Here is a 23,299-nt window from a genome sequence, read left to right as displayed (position 1 = left end):
CCTCAGCCGGGTGTGCGTTTTCCGAGATAGAAGCTCAGTGGCGCCTGCGCCCGCGCCGCGCCACCTTCGCGCAATGTGTCGTAAACGACGGCGTTTTCGAGCACGCGCTGCACATAATTTTTCGTTTCGAAAATCGGGATCGCCTCGATCCAGTCGAGCATCTCGATCGAGCCGGTGCGTGGGTCCCCGTTGGCGCGCAGCCATTTGTTCACATTGCCAGGCCCGGCATTATAGGCCGCGACAGCCAGCGGGTAGCTGCCGCCATAATAGCGGAGCATCTGCTGGAAATAGGTCGATCCCAGCATCATGTTGTAATTGGTGTCGGTCGTCAGCGATCCAGCATCATAGCTCATCCCCAGCTTGCCCGCGACTTCGCGCGCTGTGCCGGGCATCAACTGCATCATGCCGCGCGCGCCGGCGTGGCTGATCGCCGCGCGGTCGAACTGGCTTTCCTGCCGAGTGATAGCATGGATGAAGGACCAGTTGCTTTCGTGCCCCGCGGGGACGCGCACCGTTGGAAAGCCTGAAACTTCTACCGCGTCGAGGCTGTTCGCCTGCGCGCTGCGGCCGATCATCACGCCGAGGTCGGGGCGGCCGATCTGCTTGGCAAGCTGCCCGGTCAGCACATGATCGGCAGGCGATGTCGCCTTTTGCGCCAACGCGCGCAGGAACAGCGACTGTTCGCGCCACGCGCCGATTTCACCGAGCGCGCGCGCGGCGCGGACGAGGCGGTCGTCCTCGAAATCGCGGCGCGCGTCGTTGCTCACCTCGATGGTCGGATTGGGGGTCGGCCTGGGCTGCGGGCGGTTCAGCCGTTCAAGCGACAACTGGCCGTAGAATTGATCATAATGCTGCGCGGCATCGGCGAAATGGGCGTTCGCCGCCGCGCGGTCGCCGGCGGCGAGCGCAGCACGGCCCGCCCAGTAAAATCCCTTGGTCCGCGTCTGCGCCGAACGCGCGGCCTCGCCATACGCCCGATAGAGCTTTGCCGCCTCGGCCGGGCGACCCAAGTCCTTGAATGCGAGTTGCCCGGCGAGCCAGGCGAGCGAGGTATAATCGTCGCGTACACCGAGCGGCGTTTCGCGGACGACGGTACCGGCGGGAAGCGCATCGTCGAGCTGGCGCGCGATATGATAGGCGGTCGTCTTGTCGCCGCCGGCGTCGGCGAGGCGGGCGTTAGTAAGCAGCGTTTCCAGCCATTCTTCGGCATCGGTCGGCGCCTTGGCGAGCGATCGCGGCGCGGCGAGCAGCGCGCGCGCTTCGCCGACGCGGCCGGCCTTGCGCAGCCACGTTGCCTTGTCGGTGATATAGCCGGCGTCGCTGCGGGTCAGCGACGGGTCGGCGCTTTCAACCGCCGAGGCCTGAAAGGCGGCATCGACCGCGCCGCTCCGCATCGCGAGCCGCGCTGCGAACACCGCCCGCTTTTCGGGCGAAGTAAAGGCGAGTTGACGGCTCGCGGCTGCCGTCGCGCCCGACCAGAGCAGGCGGTCCATACGTGCATCATGATCGGCGGGCGTAATCGCGCCGGGAAACAGGCTCAGCGCGCGGCTGGTCTCATAATCGTCGAGCGTTCCGCCCGTCCAGGCGCGGCGAACGGCCGCATTGGCCTCGTCGCGCCGCCCTGTCGCATTGAGCGCGAGCGCATAGCGCAAATGGCCGCTCGCCGTTTGCGGCGGATAAGCTTGGAAATAGGCGAGCGTGCGTGCGGGGTCGTAGCTGTCGAGCGAGATCGCCTTTTCGGCACGGCTGCGCATCTTGTCGGCGTCGGGCCAGCCCCTGTTCGCCATCAGGAAGCGCGAGAGTTGGTCGAACGACGCGCCGCTGTTGGCAGTGAGTCGGCGCCACTCCATCACCGCGTCGCCGACCGAATTCGTGGCCGGCGGTGCGCCCGAAGCCGATGCGAGGCCCATCTGGGCGCGGTACCAGGCCATTTGTTCGGGGGTGAGTTCGCTGGCATGGGCAGCGGTCGGAATGAGAAGGACCGCGGCGAGCGCGAGACGGGAAATATGGGGCAGCGAGATCATAGCGGCCATGCTAGTGCCAAACTCCTTGCGGGGCGCTGAATAGGCGTCCATTAGCGGCCCGCCGGCGGGACTCTACCGGTCGGAGCGCGTTTTTGTAAAGGAGCGGAGCATGTTTTCGGGGTCGATTCCCGCCTTGGTGACGCCATTTCGCGATGGGGCGTTCGATGCTTCGGCCTTCGCGCGCCTTGTCGATTGGCAGATCAAGGAAGGCACCAGCGCGCTGGTGCCCTGCGGCACGACCGGTGAAAGCCCGACGCTCGGCTTCGACGAACATTATCGCGTCATCGACACCTGCATCGAGGCGGCGGCGGGTCGCGTGCCCGTGATCGCCGGTTGCGGGTCGAACGACACCGCGACCGCGATCCGCCACATGCGGCATGCGCAGGCCGCAGGCGCAGCGGCTGCATTGATCGTCGCGCCCTATTACAACAAGCCAAGTCAGGAAGGACTGATCGCGCACTACAAGGCGCTGGCCGACGCCAGCGACCTGCCGATCGTCGTCTATAACGTCCCCGGTCGCACCATCGCCGACATCAGCGCCGAAACGATGTGCAGGCTCGCCGAAATCCCGACCGTCGTCGCGACGAAGGATGCGAGTGGCGACCTCACGCGTGTGACAATGCACCGCGCCGGTGCCGGCAACGACTTTTGCCAGCTTAGCGGGAACGACGACCTCTGGTTGCCGCACGCCGTGCTGGGCGGGGTCGGCTGCATCTCGGTCACCGCGAACGTCGCGCCGCGCCTTTGCGCCGATTTCGCCGCCGCGGCCGCTGCAGGCGACTGGGCGCGTGCGCTACTGCTGCACGACCGCTTGTTCGACCTGCACAGGGCGATGTTCTCCGACACCTCGCCCGGGCCGGTAAAATATGCGCTGTCGCGCCTCCATGACTGGTTTTCGCCCGAAGTGCGCCTACCTATCATCCCGGCGAACGCAACCTCGCGCGCCGCCGTCGACGCCGCATTGTCCGCGGCTGGAGTTATCTGAGCTTTCGTCATGGCCCGCCCGCAGTCCGCCGCCGAATTCGACAAGAAGAAGGTCGTCGCCGAAAACAGGCGCGCGCGCTTCGACTATGCCATCGAACAGGTGTTCGAGGCGGGCATTGCGCTGCAAGGAACCGAGGTGAAGTCGTTGCGCTTCGGCGAAGGGACGATCGCTGAAAGCTATGCCGAAGTGACGGGCGGCGAAGTGTGGCTGATCAACGCCAACATCCCCGAATTCAGTCATGGCAACCGTTTCAATCACGAGCCGAAGCGCCCGCGCAAGCTCTTGCTCAACTGGCGCGAGATCAACAAGTTGCACGCGGGCGTGATGCGCCAGGGGATGACTCTCGTCCCGCTCTCGGTCTATTTCAACAGCCGCGGCCGCGCCAAGGTCGAACTTGCGCTCGCGAAGGGTAAGAAGGCGCACGACAAGCGCGAGTCGATCAAGGAACGCGACTGGAAGCGCGACAAGCAGCGCCTGCTGAAGGATCGCGGATGAGCGGCGGCGGCTCTCGTGACAAGGCGACGGTGATGAACTGGATCCGCCGCAACTCGCCGACGCGCGAGGAGTTGCTCGAAAGCCGCTTCATCAAGCCCTTTGCTCACAGGGTTGCGCATAGCCATTTGTGGCGCTTCACCCGCACTTCGGTACGGCGCGGCACCGCGCTGGGCCTATTCGTCGGCATTTTTTTCCTGATCCCGGGTGTCCAGATCCTCGGCGTTGCGCTGCTCGCGTTGCCCTTTCGCGCCAACATCCCGATCGGCGCGGCGATGACCTTCCTGTCCAACCCGGTTACAACGCCGCTGATCCTCGCGGCGTCGGTGTGGCTGGGCAGTGCGCTGTTCGGGATGCACACCAATGTGTCCAACCTCTATATCCTCTATGACGAGGGCGCGTCGCTAGTCGAATGGTGGCACTGGTTCACCGCCAACGCTGGCACGGCGCTGCTCGGCGGACTCGCTGGATTGTTCGTGATTTCGGTGGCCTCGGCGGTGGTCGGCTACCTCCTCGCCTCGGTGATCTGGGACAATTGGATACGCCTGCGTTGGCGCCGCAAGATTCGCCGCGCGCGCGACCAACGACTTGAGGCATCGACGAGCGACACAGCTGCCGGTTGAACCGCCGACGGGCAGGCGTATAGCTGTCGCATCGTCGGTTTGCGTTGCGCCTGCGCGGCGCGGGCTGCCGCTTCATACTGAAATCGGGGAATATCATGAAAGCTTCGCATATGTCTTCGCGTCTGCTCGCGACCGCCGCGCTTGGCGCCCTGCTGCTTGCCGCCCCCGTGGCGGCGAAAGAGGAAGCCGCTGCGGCACCCGCCGCCGAAAACGCGTCAAAGCCGGCCATCGGCGATTTCGGTTTCGACCAGGCGGGCATGGACAAGAGCGTCCAACCGGGCGACGATTTCTATGCCTATGCCAACGGGACGTGGGCAAAAAACACCGAGATTCCGGCCGACAAGTCGAACTATGGCATGTTCACAGCGCTCAACGACCTGTCGCAGACGCGCACGCGCGAAATCCTCGACGCGGCCAAAGGCGATCCGGATAGCATGATCGGCCGCGCCTATGCCTCCTATCTGGACGGCGCGACGGTCGAAGCGAAGGGGCTTACGCCTATCCAGCCGTGGCTGAACAAGATCCGCGCCGTCGAAAAACAGGGTCTTGCGGCGCTGCTTGCAGAAGCCGACCGCAGCGGCGTGTCGCATTTCTTCGGCGGCTATGTCGGACAGGACGACAAGAATCCCGACGTCTACACCTACATCATTTTCCAGGGCGGGATCGGCATGCCCGACCGCGATTTCTACCTGAAGGAGAATGAACGGAACACCGCGCTGCAGGCGGCCTATCTCAAGCATCTCGAAAATGTCCTGACGCTCGCCGGCGAAACCGATGCCGCGGCGCGCGCCAAGGCAATCTATGATTTCGAAAAGCAGGTCGCGACGGTCCATTGGGACAAGAACGACAGCAGCGACGCGACCAAGGCCTATAACAAGATGACGGTGGCCGAACTCGCCAAAGCCGCGCCCGGATTCGACTGGTCGACCTTCATCCGCGGCATCGGAGTCAAGGAAGACACGCTGATCGTGTCGCAGCCGAGCGCCTTTACCGGCGAGGCCAAGCTGCTCGCCGATGCACCGATCGCGGTGATCCGCGACCTGCTGATCGTGCGCAGCCTCGACGGCTTCTCGGGCGTCCTGCCCGATGCCGTCGCGCAGGAAACCTTCTCCTTCTACAGCACCGCCTTGTCGGGCACGCCGCAGATGGAAGAGCGCTGGAAGCGCGCGGTCGACTTTACCACCGGCAATCTCGGCGATGCGGTCGGCAAGGATTATGTCGCGAAATATTTCCCGCCCGAAACCAAGGCCGCGATGGATACGCTCGTAAAGAATGTCCTCCACGCGATGGGGCGCCGCATCGACGGCCTGACGTGGATGCAGCCGCAGACCAAGGTTAAAGCGCGCGAGAAGCTGGCGAATTTCACCACCAAGATCGGCTACCCCGACCAGTGGAAAGACTATAGCAAGCTCGAGATCCGCGCCGACGACCTGTTCGGCAATGCGCTGCGGTCGAATCAGTTCGCGCATGACGACAATATCGGTCATCTCGGGGGACCAATCCGTCGCTGGGAATGGTTTATGACCCCGATGACGATAAACGCTTATGCCAATTTCGGCATGAACGAGATCGTCTTCCCCGCCGCGATCCTGCAGCCGCCTTTCTTCGACCCGCATGCCGACCCGGCGGTCAACTATGGCGGCATCGGCGCCGTCATCGGTCACGAGGTCAGCCATCACTTCGACGACCAGGGCGCGAAATATGACGAGACGGGCAAGCTTGCCGATTGGTGGACGGCGGAGGACGTCAAGGCGTTCGAGGCCGCGGGCGAAGCATTGATCGCGCAGTATAATGCATACGAGGTCCTGCCCGGCGAACATCTCGACGGCAAATTCACGCTGGGCGAGAATATCGGCGACCTTGCGGGTCTGACCATTGCCTATGACGCCTATAAGGCGTCGCTGAACGGCAAGGAGGCGCCGGTGATCGACGGGTTGACGGGCGATCAGCGCTTCTTCCTGGGCTGGGCGCAGGTGTGGCGGCGCAACTATCGCGAACAGAATCTGTCGCAGCGCATCACGACCGATCCGCATTCGCCCTCGATCCAGCGGACTTGGGTCTCGCGCAACCTTGACCCTTGGTATAAGGCCTATCAGATCAAGGAAGGCCAGAAACTCTATCTGGCGCCCAAGGACCGTGTCCGCATCTGGTGATGCACCGATAGAAAGAATGTCAATTGACCGCGCACAGCCTGCCCTCCGCTGATGGTAATTTCATCAGGGGGGCGGGCGCCGCCGGTCCCTTGTCGGCGCCGACGAGCTTGTCGTGGGCCGACATGGCTCTGCTCGGCGGGCTCGCGCTGCTGTCGGTTGCGCTCCTGTTCTGGGCGACAGGAAATCTCATCCTTGCCGCAGGTTTTTTGGCCGGTCTGGCAGTTGCAGCCGGCGGCGTGCTGCTCGCACGGCGGCTCTTTCCCGCGACGGTCGCCGGCGAGGCGGCGGCGACCGATTGGACGATGCTGCGCCAGGCGGTTAGCCACGACGATGTCGCGATCGCGATCACCGATCGCGCCGGGCGTATGGTGTGCGCCAATGACCTGTTCGGCACATGGATGGGGGGCTTCGTCACGCCGCCGGGGTTGCCGCTCGAAGGGCGCGGCGCCGATGTCCTCAAAAATGCAGGGCGTGACGCCTGGCGCGATGGGGAGGGTCGCGCGGATGATATCGCAGTCGGCCCGTTACAGCTTCGCGCGCAGGTGACCCGCGCCGGACAGGCCGAAGATTATCTTGTCTGGCGCTTCTCGGCAGTCGAACGCCTCGATCTCGTGTCCGAAATCGCCCGCCATCTCGATGGACCCGCCGGACGGACACTGGGCCATGCCGGGGTGATGGTGGCCCTCGTCAGCGCCGAAGGGCGGCTGCGCGTTGCCAACCAAGCCTTTCTGCTTCGTGCGCTGGGCGAAGACGATGCGCGTCATTATGCGGGCCGCGACGTCGCGCCGATGATCCGTCTAGACGATGGCGGTGCGCTCTATTTCGCGCGCGAAGGCGATCGGGCGACGCCGGTGAGGATGATCCAGATTCCGCTTGCACCCGCCGACGCCAATGCGCCGATGCTGCTCGCGATGCTCGACGAGGAAATGGGGCCGGCGGATCGCGGCACCGCGCAAACCTATGTCGAAACGCTGTTGTCGCTTCTCCCCTTCGGACTCGCGATGGTCGATCGCGACGGGCGGTTCCTCTATATGAACCGCGCGTTCGTGCGCGCGGCGAACCTAGGCGAGGGTAAAATGCCGCGCTACCCCGGCGATATCGTCGTCGGCGAGGACAAGGGTGCGCTCGCCGACATGATCCGGCGCCACAGCAGTGGTCAACAGGTGGGCGGTGATATGTCGATCCGGCTCGCAGCGCAAAGCGGCGAGCCGGTATCGATGCGCGTCGTCGGCGTGCGCGGGCTCGGCGAAGCGGCAGTGCTGCTGAGCCTCAAGGATTCGAGCGAGGAGTCGCGCCTCAAGCGGCAGGTCGCGCAGGCGTCGAAAATGCAGGCGGTCGGTCAGCTTGCAGGCGGTGTAGCGCATGATTTCAACAATATCCTGACCGCGGTGCTCGGTGCCTGCGACCTGATGTTGATGCGCCATACCCCCGGTGACAGCGACTATGACGATATCCAACAGATACGTAGCAATGCCAATCGCGCCGCCAGCCTGACGCGGCAATTACTCGCCTTTTCGCGGCAACAAACGCTGCGCCCGCAGATTTTGCAGCTGCCCGACGTGATTTCGGAAGTGTCGCACCTCTTGAAGCGCCTCATCGGCGAGACGGTGCAGCTGTCGGTGCATCACGGCCGCGGGCTCGGCGCGGTGCGCGCCGACCCCGGACAGCTCGAACAGGTCATCATCAATCTTGCCGTCAACGCGCGTGATGCGATGCCAGGCGGAGGCACGCTTACGATCGAAACCTATCCGGTATCGTCCGCGGAAGTCCGGCAGATGGGCAATGAATTCATGCCGCCGGCCGATTATTGCGCATTGAAGGTCAGCGACACGGGGACGGGCATTCCCGCCGATGTGCTGCCCAAGATTTTCGAACCGTTCTTCACGACAAAAGATGTTGGCAAGGGCACCGGGCTCGGGCTGTCGACCGTCTATGGCATCATCAAGCAGTCGGCGGGCTTCATCTTTGCGGACAGCAAGCCGGGGCAGGGGACGAGCTTTTCGATCTACCTGCCGGTCCATCGGGTCCAGGGCGACGCGCCCGCTACTGTGCCGCCGCCGGTCAAGCCGAAAAAGAGCCAGTGGGGCAGCGGGACGATCTTGCTCGTCGAGGACGAGGATATGGTGCGCGCGGTTGCGGAACGCGCGCTCACCCGTGCGGGTTACAACGTCGTGACCGCCTCGCAGGGCGAGGAGGGGATCGAACGGTTTGCCCAGATGGAGAAGGTCGACTTGATTATCAGCGACGTCGTGATGCCGACGATGGACGGGCCGGCGATGGTGCGGGCGATGCGCGCGAAGCGGCCTGACCTGCCCGTCCTGTTCATGTCGGGCTATGCCGAGGAGCAGCTCCGCCAGTCGATCGACATCGACCACGTGGCCTTCCTGCCCAAACCCTTTTCGGTGGCACAGCTGGCCGAGGCGACGTCGGCGGCGCTCGACGACGCGGCGCATCGGGTGTCCGATGCCAGGTGATCGGCGCATCCTGCTCGTCGAGGACGATGTGTTGATCGGCATGATGCTGGTCGACATGTTCGATGTGCTCGACCTTCCCGAACCCGCCCAGGCGACCAGCAACGAAGAAGCGCTCGCGTTCATCGCAGCCGAGCCTTTTGCCGGCGCGCTCGTCGATATCAACCTCGGCGACGAAAAAGGCTGGCCGATCGCGGACGCCCTTGCCGCTAAAAACATTCCCTTCGCCTTCACCTCGGGCGGCGGCGACGTCATCCCGCCTGAACATTTGCATCGCAAGCTGATCACCAAGCCCTTCCGGATCAGCGATATCGAAGCAGCGCTGGATGAATTCGCGGCCCGATAGCGCGCTGCACACGCAAGGGCGGAGGGCGGACAAAGATTATTTTGTTCCCTACTTGTTCCGGTAGAACAAATGTGGCACATAGTTCCGGCGTTGCGATGCTTCCACTGTCGCTCTAGAGCTGGAAAGGGACGGCAATGGCCGGACAATTGTCACTCGTCGAATCGGGGAAATCAGTGAACAACACGGACAGGCAGAAGGCGCTCGACGCCGCGCTCGCGCAGATCGATCGCGCGTTCGGCAAGGGCTCGGTGATGAAATTGGGCTCGAAGGAAGCGATGCAGGTCGAGGCGATCTCGACCGGTTCGCTCGGCCTCGACATTGCGCTCGGCGTCGGCGGGCTGCCGCGCGGCCGCGTCATCGAAATCTATGGCCCCGAAAGCTCGGGCAAGACGACGCTCGCGCTACACACGCTCGCCGAAGCGCAGAAAACTGGCGGCACCGTCGCCTTCGTCGACGCCGAACATGCGCTCGACCCCGTTTATGCACGCAAGCTGGGCGTCAACATCGACGAACTGATCGTGTCGCAGCCCGATACCGGCGAACAGGCGCTCGAAATCGTCGATACGCTCGTCCGCTCGAACGCGATCGACGTGCTCGTCGTCGACTCGGTCGCCGCGCTCGTTCCGCGCGCCGAAATCGAAGGCGAGATGGGCGACAGTCACGTCGGTCTTCAAGCCCGCTTGATGTCGCAGTCGCTGCGCAAGCTCACCGGATCGATCAGCCGGTCGCGCTGCATGGTGATCTTCATCAATCAGCTGCGCATGAAGATCGGCGTGATGTATGGCAACCCCGAAACCACGACCGGCGGCAACGCGCTCAAATTCTATGCCTCGGTCCGCCTCGACATCCGCCGCACCGGCCAGATCAAGAATGGCGACGAGATCGTCGGCAACACGACGCGCGTGAAAGTGGTCAAGAACAAGGTCGCGCCGCCGTTCAAACAGGTCGAATTCGACATCATGTACGGGCAGGGCATTTCCAAGATCGGTGAGATACTCGACATCGGCGTCAAGGCCGGGTTGGTCGAGAAATCGGGCGCCTGGTTCAGTTATGATTCGATCCGCATCGGGCAGGGCCGCGAAAATGCGAAGAATTTTCTCACCGAGAATCCCGAACTCAGGGAACGGCTCGAAGCCGCAATCCGCGGCCGCACCGACGCGGTCGCCGAGGAAATGATGGCAGGCCCCGACGACGAAGGCGACAACGACATTTGATAGCCATCCGGCCGGCTCGCCTTGCTCGAACCGGCCGGCCGACGGCGGCGGGCCACCAGCCCCTTTGACCTGCGCTCCCCTCTCCCTAGCAGGTCGGCCCGCCCGCCGTTGATCCTTGCGCGGACCTTGGCAGTGACTACAAGCGGCCTATGCCCGCGATCCGCCTCTTCGGCTTGCCCACCGATATCAACAGCAGCTTCGAACGCGGCGCCGCCGCAGGACCGGCCGCGATCCGCGCGATGCTGTGGAGCGACCGCGGCAATATGGCGAGCGAACTCGGTCGCGAAATCGGCGCCGACATTGCTCTCACCGACGACGGCGACCTCCCGCTGACCGAAGACACGGCGCAGGACGATGCCATGATCCGTCGCCACATCGCTTATGTGCGCGAAGATGGAGACATTCCGCTCGCCCTCGGCGGCGACCACGCCGTGACCTTTCCGCTCGTCGAGGCGGCGGCGGCGTGCCACGGGCCGGTGACCATCCTTCACATCGACGCGCACCCTGATCTCTACGATGATTTCGTCGGCAACCCGCGCAGCCACGCTTCGCCCTTCGCCCGCATTTGCGAGGCCGGCCATGCGAAGCGGCTGGTTCAGGTCGGCATTCGCACCCTCAATCATCATTGCCGCGAGCAAGCGGCGCGCTTCGGGGTCGAGATTTTGTCGATGGCTGATTTCTCGCCTGACCGCGTCCCGGTTCTGGGCGGCCCGCTTTATATCTCGATCGACCTTGATGGCCTCGACCCTTCGGCAGCGCCCGGCGTTGCACATCCCGAACCGGGCGGACTGACGGTGCGCGAATTGCTTGCGATGTTGCATAAGCAGACTGCGCCGATCGTCGGCGCGGACATCGTCGAACTCAACCCGGCCCGCGACATTGGCGACGTTACCGCAATCGTCGGAGCCAAGCTGGTCCGCGAACTCGCGGCGCTGATCGACCGTAACGGACCTTATCGACCCTGATCTGGAGGAAACCCATGAGCCTGATCGTCCACCATCTGAACAACAGCCGGTCGCAGCGTATTCTTTGGCTGCTCGAGGAAATCGGCGCGGCATATGAGGTCAAATATTATGATCGCGACCCCGTGACCAATCTCGCGCCGCCCGAACTGCTCGCGATCCACCCGCTCGGCAAGTCGCCGGTGATCGAGGACAATGGTAGGGTCATCACCGAATCGGGTGCGATCACCGAATATCTTTGCGAGCGGCACGGTGGCGGCCATCTCGTGCCCGAACGCGGCACCGACGACCATGTCAGCCATCTGGAATGGCTGCATTTCGCCGAAGGGTCGGCGATGACGCCGATCTTGCTGCGCATCTATACCGCCCGTCTCGGCGAAGCCGCTGCCCCGCTCGAGCCGCGAATCGCGCAGCAACTCGACGCGCATTTCGCCTATATGGAAAGCCGGCTCGGCGAGAACGGCCATTTCATCGGCGATAGCCTGTCGGCGGCGGATATCATGCTGAGCTTTCCTGCGGAAATCGCAATCATGCAGGGAATGGCGCCGCGCTATCCCAAACTTGCCGGGTTTGTGAATGCCTGTCACGACCGGCCGGCGTGGCGGCGCGCGCGCGAAAAGGGCGGCGCCTATTATGGCTATTGATCTTCGAGGTCCCTTGCTGCTCGCCGGTGCCGCCCTTGTCGCCGCGATGCCGGCAGCCCTCGCGGCGCCGCCAACCCTCGCCCCCGAAGTCGAGCGCGAGATTATCACGGCCGTTGGAGCGTCCTTTCAACCATCGCGGTCGGATGAGGAAGGCGCGATCGACCGGTTTGCCCAATATACGCTCGCGCTCGAAAAGCGCGACTATGATGCGGCCTATGCCATGTTGCGGCTGTCGCTTCAGGCATCGAGCCCGCGGCTCGAATGGGAAATGAACCTGCGCAAGCGGTCGACACTGTGGCCCGACGGCAGGATCCGGGTGTTGCGGCTGAGCTGGTATGTCGATCCGGCGGGACAGCCGACAGGGCTCTATGCCGCATTCGATTTTCGAGGCGATCGGGCAGACGGGACGATGGATTGCGGCTATGTCGTCGTCCACCGCTCGACGCCCGCCGACGGGTGGACCGTCGTGCGCACCGACACGTCCGAAGTGCCGCCCGACCTGATCGAGGACGGCGTGCCGAAGGTCGATGTGCTGCGGCAGCTTCCATGTTATCTGGGCAAGGGGATCGCGACGGCCTTGTGATCCCAATCGAAATTTGGGCTTGTCTGTCGATACGCGCCTACGCAGGATCGCGGGCAGGGGCGCCGGGACCGAATCGCGGCGCGAAGCGTGGCGCCGGAAGGCGCCGCGCGGAGAGGTGGGAAACGTATTATGCCAGCACTTCTGGTGACTGCCTTGCTGGCAGCGGCTCAGGCCGCGCCCGCGATCAAGGTCGAGGCCGTGCCGGGGCGCGGCTATGTGGCGACGGTGCCCGTCATCGACGAAAACCAGTATGACCCGGTCATAGAACGGATCAAGCTGCTCGCGGCAGAGCGATGCGGGCGGCTGAGCGTGCGGTTCGGTCGCTTCTATTTCGACAACGAGATCGACGTCGAACGCGGGGTCACGGTCATCAAGGATTTCCGGCAGAATTTTACCTGTTTCGACCCTGCCACCGATCCATACAAGCCGGTACCGGCAGATTGGAAAGCGAGCGCCGCCGAAACGGCAGCCGTGACCCAATATGTAGCGCGGTTCCTGACCAATCTGGACGCTGGCAACGGGCGCGCGCTGGCTGCGATGATGGATCCGCAACTCGAAGCGACGACCGAAGATATGAACAGGTTCAGCCGCGAGGCGACAATGCATCAGACGGGTGAAGGCAGCTTTACGGCACGGCTGGACGGCTGGCTCAACAATCCCCCGGATGCGAGCTATCCCGGTGCCTATGCCTATTTCGCGGTCCTCAGTTCGCACCCGGGAATTGCGGGGACCTGTGGCGGGCTGCTGGTCTATCGCGCCGGCGAGGGCCAATATCGGATCGCGCAATATGACGTCCGTTATATTTCGCAGCGGCTGGTCGACGAGGAGGGTATGAGCGACGAGGAACTCGACCGGCTTTGCCGTCGCTAGGACGCAGTACGGCCAACGCGTATCGCGCTTGAGAAACGCGTCGTTCCGCACTAGATCGCGCGCATGACATCGACCAACGACATTCGCCGTTCGTTCCTCGACTATTTCGGGGGAGCGGGCCATCATATCGAACCGTCGGCGCCGCTGGTGCCGTACAACGACCCGACGCTGATGTTCGTCAACGCCGGGATGGTGCCGTTCAAGAATGTCTTCACCGGGCTTGAGAAGCGCCCCTACAGCACCGCCGTGTCGGCGCAGAAATGCGTGCGCGCCGGGGGCAAGCATAACGATCTCGACAATGTCGGCTATACGGCGCGGCATCATACATTCTTTGAAATGCTGGGGAATTTTTCCTTCGGCGATTATTTCAAGGAACAGGCGATCGATCATGCGTGGACGTTGATCACCAAGACCTGGGGCCTTGCGCCCGAGAAGCTGACGGCGACCGTCTATCACACCGACGACGAGGCGTTCGACCTGTGGAAGAAGATCGCCGGCCTGCCCGACGAGCGCATCATCCGCATCGCGACGAGCGACAATTTCTGGTCGATGGGCGACACCGGGCCGTGCGGGCCGTGCAGCGAAATCTTTTATGATCATGGCGACCATATCTGGGGCGGCCCGCCGGGCTCGCCTGAAGAGGATGGCGACCGTTTCGTCGAGATCTGGAACCTGGTGTTCATGCAATATGAGCAAATGCCGGGCGGCGAGCGCGTCGACCTGCCGCGGCCGAGCATCGACACCGGCATGGGGCTCGAGCGCGTCGCCGCGGTGATGCAGGGCGTCCACGACAATTACGACACCGACACATTCAAGGCGCTGATCGCGGCGTCGGTCGACCTGACGGGCGTGCCCGCCGAAGGCGCAACCCAGGCGAGCCACCGCGTGATCGCCGATCACCTTCGCGCTTCGAGCTTCCTCGTCGCCGATGGCGTGCTGCCGTCGAACGAGGGCCGTGGTTATGTGCTGCGCCGGATCATGCGCCGCGCGATGCGCCATGCGCACCTGCTCGGCGCGAAGGATCCGCTGATGCACCGGCTGCTGCCGTCGCTGACCGCCGAAATGGGCGCCGCCTATCCCGAGCTGATCCGCGCGCAACCGCTGATCGCCGAGACGCTCGAGCGCGAGGAGACCAAGTTCCGCCAGACGCTCGACAAGGGCCTGAGGCTGCTCGACGAGGCCACCGTCGGCATGGGTAAGGGCGACACGCTGGCGGGTGAGGTCGCATTCAAGCTCTACGACACTTACGGCTTCCCCTATGACCTGACCGAAGACGCGCTGCGCACGCAGGATATCGCGGTCGACCGTGCGGGATTCGACGCGGCAATGGCGCAGCAAAAGGCGGCGGCGCGCGCGGCGTGGAAGGGCAGCGGCGAAAAGGCGTCGGATGAAATCTGGTTCGACCTCGCCGAAACCAACGGCAGCACCGAATTCACGGGCTACACTTCGACTGCGGGCGAGGCGACCGTGATCGGACTGGTGAAGGACGGCAAGCCCGTCGACGAGGCGAAGGCGGGCGACGACATCGTCGTGTTGACCAACCAGACGCCCTTCTATGGCGAGAGCGGCGGCCAGATGGGCGACGCCGGGACGATCGCGACGCTGGAAGGCGCGAAGGCGTCGGTCAGCGATACGGGCAAGCCGCTCGGCCGTCTGCACACGCATCAGGCGAAGCTCGAAGCCGGGACGCTGAAGGTCGGCGACACGGTGCAACTCACCGTCGATGCCGAACGCCGCGACCGGATCCGCGCCAATCACAGCGCGACGCATCTGCTGCACGCGGCGCTGCGCAATCGCCTCGGCGGGCATGTGACGCAAAAGGGCAGCCTGGTCGCGGCAGACCGCTTCCGCTTCGACTTTTCGCATCCCAAGGCACTGACCGCCGAAGAGATTGCCGAGATCGAGAGCGATGTGAATGCGCAGATCCGCGGCAACGAGGCGGTGTCGACGCGGCTGATGACGCCCGACGACGCGGTCGCGGCGGGGGCGTTGGCGCTGTTCGGCGAGAAATATGGCGACGAAGTGCGCGTGCTCAGCATGGGTGCCGCCGACGACAAATCATATTCGGTCGAGCTTTGTGGTGGGACGCACGTCCGCGCATTGGGCGATATCGCCCTGTTCAAGATCGTTGGCGAGAGCGCGGTTTCCTCGGGCGTGCGGCGCATCGAGGCGCTGACCGGCGAGGCGGCGCGCCAGTGGCTCAATGGCCGCGACGAGGCGCTGAAGGCGGCCGCCGCGGCGCTCAAGACCTCGCCCGACGATGTTCCAGCGCGCGTTGCGGCGCTCGCCGAGCAGCTCAAGAAGGCCGAGCGCGAGCTTGCCGACGCGAAAAAGGCCTTGGCCCTTGGCGGTTCTGGGGGCGGCGCCGGCGGTGCAGCGGCCGGGCCGGCGATCGAGCAGGTCGGCGATGTCGCGTTCCTGGCACAGGTCGTGGACGGGCTCGATCCCAAGGAATTGCGCGGGACGGTCGACGGGCTGAAGAAACAGGTCGGCAGCGGCGTTGCGATGCTCGTCGCGGTCAACGACGGGCGCGCATCGGTCGCGGTCGGGGTGACCGACGACAAGACGGGCAGCCATAGCGCAGTCGATCTGGTCAAGGCCGCAGTCGTGGCGCTCGGCGGGCAGGGCGGCGGCGGGCGGCCCGACATGGCGCAGGGCGGCGGCCCGAACGGCGGCGCGGCGAACGACGCCGTTGCCGCGGTCAAGGCCGCGCTGGGTTGAAACCCACGAAGAAAACGCGGCGCACCGATCATGCCGAGCGGCTGATCGCGGCGCCGCTGGTCGACGTGTTCGCGGCCTTCACGAGCGCCGACAAGCTGGCGCGCTGGTTGCCGCCCGAGGGTGCGACGGGCAGCTTCGAGCATGTCGATTTGAGCGCCGGGGGTGGCTTCCTGATGCGGCTGACGTTCGACGACGCCGATGTCGAGACCAAGAGCGATGACGAAAGCGATGTCGTGGAGGTCTATATCCCGACGCTCGATGACGGGCGGCTGATCGTGTGGGAGGTCGAATTCGAGTCCGACGACCCGCGCTTTTCCGGGACAATGGCGATGCACTGGTATCTGTCGCGGCAGGGCGGCGGCACGCTGGTCACGATCGACGCGCATCACGTGCCACCGGGGATATCGGCGAAGGATCATGTGGCGGGATTGAATTCGTCGCTGGCGAATTTGGCGGCGGTGGTGGAAGCGTAGTGAACCCCGGCGAAAGCCGGGGCCCATCTGTAGGACCCCGGCTTTCGCCGGGGTTCCCATATGCGCTCAGCCCTCGACCCCCTTTGCCTTTCCCCACGCCCGCGCGGCGGTATAGCCCAGATAGCCCGTTCCGAAGAGCGCGTAGAGCGGTTCGGGGATGCCCGCGAGATAGGCATTCATGCCTTCTGCAATCCCCTTTGCCATTTCTGGCCGAGCGGCGGCGATCAGGCCCATCGGGATCGCCCAGAGCAAGAGCGCGTACATGACATAGAGGAAGCTCGGGCGCGCGCGGCTGGTCCAGGGGTCGGTGCTGTTCGCCTCGGCGACGATCGCGGTCATGCGGGTGCGGATCGCCTCCATTTCCTGACTGCCTTCCATCTTGAGCAGTTCGAGCTTGGCGCGGTCGCGCGCTTCGGGGTCGGGGATGATCTTGTCGATCAGCTTGGCGACGGGGCCGATCAGGCCTTCGATAATGCTCATTCGGGTGCTCCTGCGTGGTCAAAGTTCAGTAAAGGTCAGCCTCGCGGCGGCGCCTGCCGCGTCAGTCCGGGCCGATGCGATTGGCGAGCCAGCCGTAGAGGAAGGCCTCCTGGCTCGGGCGGCGTTCGGCGAGCGCGATGTAGCGCTCGCCCTGCAGCGCTTCCATCGCGCGAAGGAGGACAGTTTCTCCGCCCTTGCCGCGCGCTTTCAGAAAAGCGTCGAGGGCCGACAGGGTGCGCGGGCCGATGTCGCGATCGACGGCGATGTCGGGATAGTCGCGCGCTGCGCGGTTGAGCGCATTAAGCGCGCGCTGGAGGAAGCCGGTGGCGGTTTCTGCCCCCATGTTGACGCCGGTGTCGAAGAGTTCCGCTGCGATTTTCGGTGCGCGCAGCGCGACACGGTCGAACCCCGGACGCAGCCAATAGAGGCGGCGATAGATCGATGACGCCTCGGCGCGGGGCAGGTCGCGCATATCGCCCGCATAACCCTGCGCGCGCGCGACGGCTTCGGTGATGCCCCAGCAGGTCGGGCCGCCGCGGTCGGCGGGGTGGTTTACATATCGGCCTTCGCGGTCGATGACGGTGTCGATCAACGCGTCGGCGTCGCTGGCGAGGGGGTCGGGTCTTGGCATGATTCGCTCCTTCTGGTTGGTTGGTCGAGCAAAACGAACCATATTGGAATATTGTAGGAAAGGCTTTTCACCATGCGGGCTTTGCAGGTGCGTGAATTGCTCGCCGACCATGCCGGCGCGGGACTCGCCGATCTGGCGGTGCCGGTGCCCGGTCCCGGCGAGGTCCGCGTGCGCGTGCGGGCGGCGGCGGTGAACTTCCCCGACCTGTTGATGACGTCGGGCAGCTATCAGCTGAAGCCCGATCTTCCGTTCGTGTCGGGGCTGGAGTTTGCCGGCGAGGTCGATGCGTTGGGCGAAGGGGTGGCGGGCTGGACCGGGGGCGACGCCGTGGTCGGCGGCAATCGCTTCGGCGCGATGGCCGAATATACGGTGGTTCCCGTGAGCGCGTTGCGCGCAAAACCCGACGCGCTGGGCTGGGACGAGGCGGCGGCTTATCCCGTGGCCTACCTCACCGCCTATGTCGCGCTCGTCCGCTGCGCGCGGATCGAGCCCGGCGAGTGGCTGCTGGTCCATGGCGCGGCGGGCGGCGTCGGGCTGGCAACGGTCGACCTGGCGAAAGCGCTGGGCGCGCGCGTGATCGCGGCGGCGAGCAGCGCGGAAAAGCGCGCGGCGCTCGCGCGGCTTTATGGACCCGACGCGGTGATCGCGGCCGGACCGGGGTTCCGCGAAGAGGTGAAGGCGCTGACCGGCGGCAAGGGCGTCGACGTCATCTTCGACCCGGTCGGCGGCGATATCTTCGACGAATCGACGCGCTGCATCGCGTTCGGGGGACGCTTGCTTGTCGTCGGCTTTGCCTCGGGTCGGATTCCCGAAGTCTCGGTGAACATGCCGCTGATCAAGGGCTTTTCGGTCGTCGGGGTCCGCGCGGGCGAATATGGCCGGCGCTTTCCCGCGCGCGGCGTGGAGAATGTCGCGGCGATCGACGCGCTGGCGGCGGCTGGCAGGATCCGGCCGCACGTCCATGCCGCGCTCGACCTTGCCGACTGGTGCGAGGGCTTTGCAATGCTCGAGCGCCGCGAGGTGGTGGGGAAGGTCGTGCTGCGGCCGTGACGCTCCTTATATTGGGATAATTTTGCGACATCGCGCCGCCATGTCCGCGTCGGGGTGCCCGGCGACCTCGCCGAATCATTTGAGAGGACAGGATGTGAAGACTGAAATTTTGATTGCCGCCGCGGTCGCGCTTTCGATTCCGACGCTCGCTGCGGCACAGCAGCCAAAGGACGGCGGACGCATGTTCGCGATGGTCGATGCCAATGGCGACGGCAAGCTGGACAAGGCCGAAGTTACCAAGATGATGGAGATGCGGGCCGAGCGACGCGGCGACGCGACCCTGAAAAGCCCCGAGAAGATCGACGCTTTCATCAAGCGCGCCGATGCCAATGGCGACGGCGCGCTCGACAAGTCCGAACTGGCGGCGATGCGCAAGGCGCGGGCCACAGCGGAAGCGGCGGAGTAACCGGGGACGCGGCCGGGCTGGACGGGCCCGGCCGCGAATTTTCGCCGCATTAACCGAAGGCGATTCGAATCGCCTGGACGAGGAAGGCTGCGCCGACGATCGTGACGAGCCAGCGGCGGCTGCGGCGGAAATGCGCCTCGCTGATGCGGTCGAGCAGGCGGCCGCCCACCATGATGCCCGCCATCGATGCCGCGATGGCGGCGAGCGTCGCCGGCAATGTGATCGCCTCGCGCGCTGCCGTGCCCAGAAGCAGCGCGCCGTAGACGAGGATTTTCGATGCATGGCCCATCGCCTGCATCACCGCCTTGGTCGCGACGACCTGATGCCGGGTCATGTCCGTTCGGATGAACAGCAGGTCGGTCACCGGCCCCGAGACGCCTGACATCAGCGAGATGCCGTTGGAGATAAAGCCGCCGACGAGCGCGTGCCAGCGGTTCGCGGCATCGAGCCTGAGCCAGCGTTCGGGCAACCAGACAAGGATGGGCGTCAGCCCGAGGCCGAGGAAGACGAGGAATTTCGTCGGCTGGAACAGGACGGCGGAAAAGAAGACGAGCGACCCCGCCGAGCCGAGGCCGAACCACAGCAGTACCGGCCAGACGACATGGCGGCGGTGGAGCAGGAAACGCCAGCTGTTCGAAGCGAACTGAATGACCCCGTGGAGCGCAAGCGCGACCGCAGCCGGCAGCAGCCAGGTGAGAACGCCCATCAGGACGATACCGCCCGCCATGCCGAACAGGCCCGAAAGAATGGAAGTGAGGAAAGCGGCAACGACGATCAGCACGCTTGCCTGCATTGATCCAGCGCTTTCCGTGTGGACCGCTTCGCGAGCGGTAGAAATTGGTCGGGACGAGAGGATTCGAACCTCCGACCCCCACACCCCCAGTGTGATGCGCTACCAGGCTGCGCTACGTCCCGACCGGCCCGATTGGGCAGGCGAGGCCCCTAGCGCGCCTTGGCACCCGATGCAAGCAGCGATGGCGGGGTTGCGACGAAGTTGGACGTTGCGACCTTGATCCGGCTGCGATCCTTCCCATTTCGGCCGCGCTTGCGAAGGAGGAGGGGCGCGCACGACCGGTTGCGCGCAAGTCCCCTGCGTGATAGGCGCCGCGCCATATTTGCGTGCCGGTTCCGTGGGGAACGGGCAATGCTGCAAACAGAAAGTCTTTTCACCCATGTCGATGCAATTGCTTCTGGCCCAGGCTGCCGGATCGGGCGGCGGAACCGCCGGCCTTTTGATGCTGGTGCCCTATCTTTTGATTTTCGCGGTTTTCTGGTTCTTCCTGATTCGCCCGCAGCAGGTGCGCGCGAAGGAACATCGCACCAAGGTTGCGGCGGTGAAGCCGCGCGACCAGGTCGTCACCGGCGGCGGTATCGTCGGCAAGGTGACCCGGGTCGATGACGATTTCGTCGATGTCGAAATTGCGCAGGGCGTGAAGATCAAGGTCGTGAAGTCGACCCTGGCCGACGTTATGCAACCCGGCGGCAAGCCCGCCAACGACTGACGCGGCGGGGTCCGCGTCCCGCGCGGTCCCGCTCTTGCAATCGGACTCTAGACCATGCTCGATTTCCCGCGCTGGAAGACCATCGGCATCAGCATCATCCTGCTGCTCGGTATCCTCTTTTCCATTCCCAGCTTCCTTCCCGAAAAAACGCGCGACAGCCTGCCTTCGTTCACGCAGGCGAAGGTCAACCTGGGCCTCGACCTTGCGGGCGGCAGCCACCTGCTGCTCGAGGCCGACGTCGCCGACCTTCGCAAGACCCAGCTGACCAACATGGAAAAGACCGTGCGTACCGCGATGCGCGGCGAGCGCGGGCCTGACGACGATATCGCGATCGGCGAACTGTCGAACGCAGGCGGCAAGATCAGCTTCCTCGTGCGCGATCAGGCGAAGCTCGACGAAGCGCGCGAGCGGCTGTTTAGCGAAACGCAGGGCGCCGGCCTAACCGGCCAGCGCGACTGGAGCATCGACGTCATCGACGTGACCCGGATCGTGATGACGCCGACGAGCGCGGGACAGACGCAGGCCGTGGCAAATGCGATGGACACCGCGCGCGATATCATCGCGAAGCGCGTCGACGATCTCGGCACCCGCGAGCCGACGATCATTCGCGAAGGCACCGATCGTATCGTCGTGCAGGTTCCGGGGCTTCAGGACCCGGCCGCGCTCAAGGAACTGATCGGCAAGACCGCGCGGCTCGAGTTCCGCATGGTCGATACCAACGCCGACCCGAACGAAGCCGCCGCTGGCCGCGTGCCGGTTGGCAGCGAAATCGTCCCCTATGCTGAGGGCGAAGGCAATGGTGCGGCGTTCGAAGTGCTGCGCCGCCAGGTGATGATCAGCGGCGAACAGCTGATCAACGCCCAGCAAAGCTATGACCCGCAGAACAACCAGCCGGTCGTTTCGATCCGCTTCGATTCGGGTGGGTCGAGCACCTTTGCGAAGGTGACGGCGCAGAATGTCGGCAAGCGCTTTGCGATGGTGCTCGACGGCAAGGTGCTGTCGGCCCCGTCGATCAATGAGCCGATCCTGGGCGGCAGCGCGCAGATTTCGGGCAGCTTCAGCGTCGCGAGCGCCAACGCTCTGGCTATTTCGCTCCGCTCGGGCGCGCTGCCGGTGAAGATGACCGTCGTCGAGGAACGTACGGTGACGCCCGAACTCGGCGCCGACTCGATCCGCAAGGGCGCGATCGCGGGCATCATTGCGACGGTGTCGGTGCTTGTGCTCATGCTCGTCGTTTACGGGCGGTTCGGGGTCTATGCCTGTGTCGCGCTGGTCTTCAACGTCTTCCTGATCATTGCGATCATGGCGGCATTCAACGCGACGCTGACGCTGCCGGGTATCGCCGGTTTCGTGCTGACGATCGGTGCCGCCGTCGATGCGAACGTGCTGATCAACGAACGCATACGCGAGGAACTCGCGCGCGGGCGCAAGGTGTTTCAGGCGATCGAACTGGGCTATACCGAAGCGAGCCGCGCGATTTTCGACGCCAACGTCACCAACGTCATCGCGGCGGCGCTGATGTTCTGGTTCGGGTCGGGCCCGATCAAGGGCTTTGCTGTGGTCCTGACCATCGGCATCGTCACCAGCGTCTTCACCGCCGTTACCGTCACGCGCATGTTCGTCGCCCATTGGCTGCGGACCAAGCGCCCGACGACGATCAACATTTAAGGGAGCGGAACGATGCGCTTGCTGAAACTCGTCCCCGACAACACCAACATCGATTTCCTGCGCTGGCGGAAATGGGCCTCGTTCATGAGCTTTTTCCTCGTGGCGGTGTCGATCGCGCTGGTCGCGACGAAGGGCCTGAACCTAGGCGTCGACTTTGTCGGCGGCCAGTCGGTCCGCGTGGAATTCACCCAGGACATGCCGCCGATCGACGAAATTCGCGAAAAGGTTGGCGACATCGGCCTTGGCGAGGCGACGATCCAGCAGTTCGGATCGGACAAGGCGATATCGATCCGCACCGCGCTGCCCGAAGGCGACAAGTCCGCCGCCGAACGCGCGGGGCAGCAATTGGTCGCGGGTATCCAGAAGGCCTTTCCGACCGCGAAGACCGGATCGGTCGAAACCGTGTCGGGCAAGGTGTCGGGCGAATTGATCCGGACCGGCGCGATCAGCCTTGGTCTCGCGATCATCGGGATTTCGATCTATATCTGGATTCGCTTCGAATGGCAGTTCGGGGTCGGGGCGCTCGGCCGCCTGTTCCACGAGGTCTCGCTGACCTTCGGCCTGTTTGCGGTGACGCAGATGCAGTTCGACCTGAACAGCGTCGCGGCGCTGCTGACGATCGTTGGCTATTCGCTCAACGACACGATTGTCGTCTATGACCGAATACGCGAGAATTTGAAAAAATATCGCAAGATGGACATCGTCCCGCTGCTCAACCTGAGCATCAACGAGACGCTGTCGCGCACCGTGATGACGACGGTGGCGATGGTGCTGGCGCTGGGCATGTTGTTGATCTTCGGCCCCGACGTGATCTTCGGTTTCACCGCCGCGATGCTGTTCGGCGTGTTCATCGGCGGCTATTCGTCGGTGCTGATGTCGACGCCGGTCCTCGTATGGTTGAAGGTCGGGCCCGACAGCTTCATTCCGCGTACCACCGCCGGGATGGGCGGCGGCGAGCGCGTCGAGCGCAAGGACGACGGCGCGGTCGTCTGAGGCCGCCC

22 protein-coding genes and 1 tRNA gene are annotated in these 23,299 nt (G+C 64.5%); 18 read left to right on the top strand and 5 right to left on the bottom strand.

Features of this window, described 5'->3' with window-relative positions; genetic code table 11:
* Positions 1-2: 2 nt before the first annotated feature.
* Positions 3-2,033: a lytic transglycosylase domain-containing protein gene (locus tag ATE71_RS03695; protein WP_058802088.1), complete on the bottom strand. Its 2,031-nt coding sequence runs from the start codon at positions 2,031-2,033 to the stop codon at positions 3-5.
* A gap of 100 nt (positions 2,034-2,133) precedes the next feature.
* On the opposite strand from ATE71_RS03695, the gene dapA reads away from it, so the two are divergent.
* The 13 genes from dapA to ATE71_RS03630 all read left to right on the top strand — a co-directional run bounded on the left by dapA (position 2,134) and on the right by ATE71_RS03630 (position 16,561).
* Positions 2,134-3,009 carry a 4-hydroxy-tetrahydrodipicolinate synthase gene (gene dapA, locus ATE71_RS03690; protein WP_058802087.1) on the top strand — a complete coding sequence of 292 codons (876 nt, stop codon included), beginning with the start codon at positions 2,134-2,136 and terminating at the stop codon, positions 3,007-3,009.
* A 9-nt stretch (positions 3,010-3,018) separates the two neighbouring features.
* On the top strand, positions 3,019-3,504 hold the full coding sequence (gene smpB / locus ATE71_RS03685; protein WP_058802086.1) for an SsrA-binding protein SmpB: 486 nt from the start codon (positions 3,019-3,021) through the stop codon (positions 3,502-3,504).
* The gene (locus tag ATE71_RS03680) at positions 3,501-4,124 is read left to right on the top strand and encodes a DUF2062 domain-containing protein (protein WP_082665064.1); all 624 of its coding nucleotides are present in this window, start codon (positions 3,501-3,503) and stop codon (positions 4,122-4,124) included. The genes smpB and ATE71_RS03680 overlap by 4 nt, the downstream gene beginning before the upstream one ends.
* A gap of 95 nt (positions 4,125-4,219) precedes the next feature.
* Positions 4,220-6,277 (top strand): M13 family metallopeptidase, encoded by a 2,058-nt coding sequence (locus tag ATE71_RS03675; protein WP_235587889.1) that lies wholly within the window; start codon positions 4,220-4,222, stop codon positions 6,275-6,277.
* Between the two features lie 122 nt (positions 6,278-6,399).
* A complete protein-coding gene (locus ATE71_RS03670; protein WP_058802175.1) occupies positions 6,400-8,751 on the top strand; it encodes a response regulator in 2,352 nt (783 codons plus the stop codon).
* Positions 8,741-9,094, top strand: coding sequence for a response regulator (locus ATE71_RS03665; RefSeq protein ID WP_058802085.1), 354 nt, complete (start codon positions 8,741-8,743; stop codon positions 9,092-9,094). The genes ATE71_RS03670 and ATE71_RS03665 overlap by 11 nt, the downstream gene beginning before the upstream one ends.
* 134 nt (positions 9,095-9,228) lie before the next feature.
* The gene (recA, locus tag ATE71_RS03660; protein WP_058802084.1) at positions 9,229-10,308 is read left to right on the top strand and encodes a recombinase RecA; all 1,080 of its coding nucleotides are present in this window, start codon (positions 9,229-9,231) and stop codon (positions 10,306-10,308) included.
* Between the two features lie 149 nt (positions 10,309-10,457).
* Positions 10,458-11,273, top strand: a complete 816-nt coding sequence (gene speB, locus ATE71_RS03655; RefSeq protein ID WP_058802083.1) for an agmatinase — start codon at positions 10,458-10,460, stop codon at positions 11,271-11,273.
* Between the two features lie 14 nt (positions 11,274-11,287).
* Positions 11,288-11,914 carry a glutathione S-transferase family protein gene (locus tag ATE71_RS03650; RefSeq protein WP_058802082.1) on the top strand — a complete coding sequence of 209 codons (627 nt, stop codon included), beginning with the start codon at positions 11,288-11,290 and terminating at the stop codon, positions 11,912-11,914.
* Entirely contained in the window at positions 11,904-12,497 is a 594-nt protein-coding gene (locus tag ATE71_RS03645) for a hypothetical protein (RefSeq protein WP_058802081.1), read from the top strand. Before ATE71_RS03650 ends, ATE71_RS03645 begins: the two co-directional genes overlap by 11 nt.
* A gap of 129 nt (positions 12,498-12,626) precedes the next feature.
* Positions 12,627-13,367 (top strand): hypothetical protein, encoded by a 741-nt coding sequence (locus ATE71_RS03640; RefSeq protein WP_058802080.1) that lies wholly within the window; start codon positions 12,627-12,629, stop codon positions 13,365-13,367.
* A 63-nt stretch (positions 13,368-13,430) separates the two neighbouring features.
* Positions 13,431-16,088 (top strand): alanine--tRNA ligase, encoded by a 2,658-nt coding sequence (gene alaS, locus ATE71_RS03635; protein ID WP_058802079.1) that lies wholly within the window; start codon positions 13,431-13,433, stop codon positions 16,086-16,088.
* Positions 16,085-16,561, top strand: coding sequence for an SRPBCC family protein (locus tag ATE71_RS03630; RefSeq protein ID WP_058802078.1), 477 nt, complete (start codon positions 16,085-16,087; stop codon positions 16,559-16,561). The genes alaS and ATE71_RS03630 overlap by 4 nt, the downstream gene beginning before the upstream one ends.
* A 66-nt stretch (positions 16,562-16,627) precedes the next feature.
* On the opposite strand, the gene ATE71_RS03625 is transcribed toward ATE71_RS03630, so the two are convergent.
* Positions 16,628-17,041, bottom strand: coding sequence for a holin family protein (locus ATE71_RS03625; protein ID WP_058802077.1), 414 nt, complete (start codon positions 17,039-17,041; stop codon positions 16,628-16,630).
* A gap of 61 nt (positions 17,042-17,102) precedes the next feature.
* Complete coding sequence (locus tag ATE71_RS03620; RefSeq protein ID WP_058802076.1) at positions 17,103-17,672, bottom strand: glycoside hydrolase family 108 protein; 570 nt, start codon at positions 17,670-17,672, stop codon at positions 17,103-17,105.
* Positions 17,673-17,744: 72 nt separating this feature from the next.
* On the opposite strand from ATE71_RS03620, the gene ATE71_RS03615 reads away from it, so the two are divergent.
* The gene (locus tag ATE71_RS03615) at positions 17,745-18,722 is read left to right on the top strand and encodes an NADPH:quinone oxidoreductase family protein (protein WP_058802075.1); all 978 of its coding nucleotides are present in this window, start codon (positions 17,745-17,747) and stop codon (positions 18,720-18,722) included.
* Between the two features lie 94 nt (positions 18,723-18,816).
* Positions 18,817-19,128, top strand: a complete 312-nt coding sequence (locus ATE71_RS22410; protein WP_160328004.1) for an EF-hand domain-containing protein — start codon at positions 18,817-18,819, stop codon at positions 19,126-19,128.
* A 49-nt stretch (positions 19,129-19,177) separates the two neighbouring features.
* On the opposite strand, the gene ATE71_RS03605 is transcribed toward ATE71_RS22410, so the two are convergent.
* Positions 19,178-19,921, bottom strand: a complete 744-nt coding sequence (locus tag ATE71_RS03605; RefSeq protein WP_058802073.1) for a sulfite exporter TauE/SafE family protein — start codon at positions 19,919-19,921, stop codon at positions 19,178-19,180.
* Positions 19,922-19,966: 45 nt separating this feature from the next.
* A tRNA-Pro gene (locus tag ATE71_RS03600) sits at positions 19,967-20,043 on the bottom strand.
* A gap of 257 nt (positions 20,044-20,300) precedes the next feature.
* On the opposite strand from ATE71_RS03600, the gene yajC reads away from it, so the two are divergent.
* From yajC to secF, 3 genes are read left to right on the top strand one after another with little or no spacing between them, the layout of a single operon-like run.
* Complete coding sequence (gene yajC / locus ATE71_RS03595) at positions 20,301-20,630, top strand: preprotein translocase subunit YajC (protein WP_058802072.1); 330 nt, start codon at positions 20,301-20,303, stop codon at positions 20,628-20,630.
* A gap of 54 nt (positions 20,631-20,684) precedes the next feature.
* Positions 20,685-22,298 (top strand): protein translocase subunit SecD, encoded by a 1,614-nt coding sequence (gene secD, locus ATE71_RS03590; protein WP_058802071.1) that lies wholly within the window; start codon positions 20,685-20,687, stop codon positions 22,296-22,298.
* A gap of 12 nt (positions 22,299-22,310) precedes the next feature.
* Positions 22,311-23,291: a protein translocase subunit SecF gene (secF, locus tag ATE71_RS03585; RefSeq protein ID WP_058802070.1), complete on the top strand. Its 981-nt coding sequence runs from the start codon at positions 22,311-22,313 to the stop codon at positions 23,289-23,291.
* The last annotated feature ends 8 nt before the right edge of the window (positions 23,292-23,299 follow it).

It is taken from the genome of Sphingopyxis sp. H115 (assembly GCF_001468465.1).
In the GTDB taxonomy this organism is placed as follows: domain Bacteria; phylum Pseudomonadota; class Alphaproteobacteria; order Sphingomonadales; family Sphingomonadaceae; genus Sphingopyxis.
The sequence above is the reverse complement of the archived record's forward strand: the minus strand, read 5'-3'. Positions and strand labels throughout refer to the sequence as shown.

Excerpts from the sequence above, each read along its gene's own strand:
- ATE71_RS03695 (WP_058802088.1), bottom strand. The coding sequence starts at position 2,033 with ATGGCCGCTATGATCTCGCTGCCCCATATTTCCCGTCTCGCGCTCGCC.
- dapA (WP_058802087.1), top strand. The coding sequence starts at position 2,134 with ATGTTTTCGGGGTCGATTCCCGCCTTGGTGACGCCATTTCGCGATGGG.
- smpB (WP_058802086.1), top strand. The coding sequence starts at position 3,019 with ATGGCCCGCCCGCAGTCCGCCGCCGAATTCGACAAGAAGAAGGTCGTC.
- ATE71_RS03680 (WP_082665064.1), top strand. The coding sequence starts at position 3,501 with ATGAGCGGCGGCGGCTCTCGTGACAAGGCGACGGTGATGAACTGGATC.
- ATE71_RS03675 (WP_235587889.1), top strand. The coding sequence starts at position 4,220 with ATGAAAGCTTCGCATATGTCTTCGCGTCTGCTCGCGACCGCCGCGCTT.
- ATE71_RS03670 (WP_058802175.1), top strand. The coding sequence starts at position 6,400 with ATGGCTCTGCTCGGCGGGCTCGCGCTGCTGTCGGTTGCGCTCCTGTTC.
- ATE71_RS03665 (WP_058802085.1), top strand. The coding sequence starts at position 8,741 with ATGCCAGGTGATCGGCGCATCCTGCTCGTCGAGGACGATGTGTTGATC.
- recA (WP_058802084.1), top strand. The coding sequence starts at position 9,229 with ATGGCCGGACAATTGTCACTCGTCGAATCGGGGAAATCAGTGAACAAC.
- speB (WP_058802083.1), top strand. The coding sequence starts at position 10,458 with ATGCCCGCGATCCGCCTCTTCGGCTTGCCCACCGATATCAACAGCAGC.
- ATE71_RS03650 (WP_058802082.1), top strand. The coding sequence starts at position 11,288 with ATGAGCCTGATCGTCCACCATCTGAACAACAGCCGGTCGCAGCGTATT.
- ATE71_RS03645 (WP_058802081.1), top strand. The coding sequence starts at position 11,904 with ATGGCTATTGATCTTCGAGGTCCCTTGCTGCTCGCCGGTGCCGCCCTT.
- ATE71_RS03640 (WP_058802080.1), top strand. The coding sequence starts at position 12,627 with ATGCCAGCACTTCTGGTGACTGCCTTGCTGGCAGCGGCTCAGGCCGCG.
- alaS (WP_058802079.1), top strand. The coding sequence starts at position 13,431 with ATGACATCGACCAACGACATTCGCCGTTCGTTCCTCGACTATTTCGGG.
- ATE71_RS03625 (WP_058802077.1), bottom strand. The coding sequence starts at position 17,041 with ATGAGCATTATCGAAGGCCTGATCGGCCCCGTCGCCAAGCTGATCGAC.
- ATE71_RS03620 (WP_058802076.1), bottom strand. The coding sequence starts at position 17,672 with ATGCCAAGACCCGACCCCCTCGCCAGCGACGCCGACGCGTTGATCGAC.
- ATE71_RS03615 (WP_058802075.1), top strand. The coding sequence starts at position 17,745 with ATGCGGGCTTTGCAGGTGCGTGAATTGCTCGCCGACCATGCCGGCGCG.
- ATE71_RS03605 (WP_058802073.1), bottom strand. The coding sequence starts at position 19,921 with ATGCAGGCAAGCGTGCTGATCGTCGTTGCCGCTTTCCTCACTTCCATT.
- yajC (WP_058802072.1), top strand. The coding sequence starts at position 20,301 with ATGTCGATGCAATTGCTTCTGGCCCAGGCTGCCGGATCGGGCGGCGGA.
- secD (WP_058802071.1), top strand. The coding sequence starts at position 20,685 with ATGCTCGATTTCCCGCGCTGGAAGACCATCGGCATCAGCATCATCCTG.
- secF (WP_058802070.1), top strand. The coding sequence starts at position 22,311 with ATGCGCTTGCTGAAACTCGTCCCCGACAACACCAACATCGATTTCCTG.